Origin of the sequence: Micropruina sp. (assembly GCF_047606365.1) — a bacterium.
In the GTDB taxonomy this organism is placed as follows: domain Bacteria; phylum Actinomycetota; class Actinomycetes; order Propionibacteriales; family Propionibacteriaceae; genus Micropruina.
Genome location: NZ_JASGEN010000073.1, coordinates 1 through 2,574, shown reverse-complemented (window position 1 = coordinate 2,574; position 2,574 = coordinate 1). Strand labels below are relative to the sequence as shown.

The window sequence follows — 2,574 nt, the reverse complement described above, 5'->3', positions numbered from 1 at the left end:
GTTCCGGCGGCGTGGCCGCCTGGTAGAGCGTCGACAGGCCGGGCGCCCAGCGGCCGATGCCGGCCACGGCGACGTCGGCGGAGGCCGCCTTGCCGAAGGCCCGCACGATCTCCGGCTGGCGCCGCAGCGCGCGGGCGGTCGCGGCGTCCGGGACCAGGAACGGTGCGAAGTACAGGTAGGCGGGGCCGCGGCAGATCCGGGCCAGGTCGCGGACCACGTCCACGGCGGTCTCGTCGTCGATCGAGGCGGACGGATCCTGCGGCCGCGGCAGTACGCCGGTGAGCTGGACGACGGAGGCCTGCGGCAGCCGGCGCACCTGGCGCACCATGGACTGGACGCAGCGGGCCCAGGCCAGGCCGATCAGGTCGCCGGCGCTGACCACTTCGCCGAGTAGGTCGGCGGCGGCGCGTCCGAGGGCGGCCCGGAGCAGTGCCGGATCGCCCTCCGCGCAGTCGACCACCACGGCGTGTTCCAGTCCGAACCGCTCCCGCAGCCGGATCGACCGGTCCAGGTCGATCGCGCCGGACTGCTGGATCTCGATCCGCACCACGCCTTCCTGCCTGGCGACCTGCAACAACCGGGCGACGCGGAACCGGCTGAGCCGGAACTCGTCGGCGATCTCCACCTTGGTGCGTTCGTCGAGGTAGTACCGGCGCGCGATCTCGGCAGCGAGAACGAGCTCGGCAGGGCCTTTGAAGCCGGCCCCGGTGCGCTGGCTGGGTTCGCTCATTTGAGCCACGACGGTATCAGAACGCTGTTGTCCGTTGACAGGTCGGGGTGGCGGAGGCATCCTCCGTGCCGTGGGGCACTGTGCAGATGAGTGTTCAGTGCCTCATTGTTCGTGCCGGGCGGGTCGGGGTGTAGCCCTCCCTCCGCCAGCGGTCTAGGGTTTTCAGATCACGTGCGCGGGACCACTTCAGAGCAGTGTCGCAGGGGGTCCCGGGCCGAACACAAGGAGACATGTATGTCGACCACAACAGCCGCGCCGAGAACCTCGGTGCGGGTTCACATCCAGAAATTCGGGACATTCCTGTCCGGCATGATCATGCCCAACATCCCGGCGCTGATCGCCTGGGGCATCCTCACGATGTTCTTCATCCCGGCCGGTTTCACGCCCAACGAGAGCATCGCCACCATCGTCGGGCCGATGATCCACTACCTGCTGCCGATCATCATCGCCGTCACCGGCGGAACGATGGTCTACGGCGCCCGCGGTGCCGTCGTGGCCGGCATCGGCACCATCGGTGCGATCGCCGGCTCGGACTACCTGATCGCGCAGGAGAACATCCGGCTGCTCGAAGTGTGGCTCGCGCAGGGCAACGCTGAGGCCGACTTCAAGGAACTGGGCCAGGTGCACATGTTCATCGGCGCCATGATCATGGCTCCGTTGGCCGCCTACTCGATGAAGTGGCTGGACGGCCTGTGGGAGAACAAGATCAAGGCCGGCCTGGAGATGCTGGTCAACATGTTCTCGGCCGGCATCTGGGGCTTCTTCCTGCTGATCATCGGCTTCTATCCCGTCGCCTGGCTGGTCAACGGCCTGATGAACGTGCTGAGCAGCGCGGTGAACTGGCTGGTGGCCAACAACCTGCTGCCGCTGACCAGCATCATCATCGAACCCGCCAAGGTGTTCTTCCTGAACAACGCCATCAACCACGGCGTGCTGACACCGCTCGGCACACAGGAGGCGTCCGACACCGGCAAGTCCATCCTGTTCCTGCTCGAGGCGAACCCCGGCCCGGGCCTGGGCCTGCTGCTCGCCTTCGCGGTGTTCGGCATCGGTGCGGCCAAGGCGTCCGCCCCGGGTGCCGCGTTCATCCAGTTCGTGGGCGGCATCCACGAGGTGTATTTCCCCTACGCGCTGATGAAGCCGGCGCTGCTGATCGCCCTCATCGGCGGCGGCATGACCGGTGTCACCACCAACATGCTGCTCGGTGGTGCGCTGCGGGCTCCGGCAGCCCCGGGAAGCATCCTGGCGGTCCTCGCCCAGACGGCGCCCGGCGCCTACATCGCCGTGATCCTGTCGGTGATCCTGGCCGCCACCGTGACCTTCCTGATCGCCGGGGTGATCCTGCGAGCCTCGCGCAAGCGTGACCTTGCGGCCGCGGCCGCGGGCGAGGACAAGTTCGCCAGCGCGATCAGCCAGACCGAGGCCAACAAGGGCAAGTCGTCCGATGCGCTGTCCGGCCTGCTCGGTGCCGGTGCGGCCGAGCCGTCCGGACCGGTGAAGTCGATCGTGTTCGCCTGCGACGCGGGCATGGGCTCGTCGGCGATGGGTGCTTCGGTGCTGCGGAAGAAGATCCAGTCCGCCGGGTTCAAGGACGTGACCGTGGTCAACAAGGCCATCTCGAACCTGACAGACACCTTCGACGTGGTGGTGTCGCATCAGGACCTAATGGACCGCGCGGCGCCCGCGACCCCGTCGGCCGTGCACGTGGCGGTGGACAACTTCATGGCCTCCCCGCGTTACGACGAGGTGGTCGAGATGGTCCGGCGGGCCAACGGTGGTGGTGCCGCCGAGGCGCCGACTGCTGCGCCTGCTCCCGCTCCGGCGGCTGCGCCGGAGCCCGCTGC

At 68.3% G+C, this 2,574-nt stretch carries 2 protein-coding genes; one reads left to right on the top strand and one right to left on the bottom strand.

Annotation, left to right across the window (positions count from 1 at the left end):
• The coding region (locus QM624_RS08535; protein WP_415090778.1) for a sugar-binding domain-containing protein at positions 1-730 on the bottom strand (730 nt) is incomplete at its 3' end.
• 234 nt (positions 731-964) lie between these two features.
• Here QM624_RS08535 and QM624_RS08530 point away from each other — a divergent pair.
• A partial coding sequence (locus QM624_RS08530; RefSeq protein ID WP_415090776.1) for a PTS mannitol transporter subunit IICB occupies positions 965-2,574 on the top strand: 1,610 nt, incomplete at its 3' end.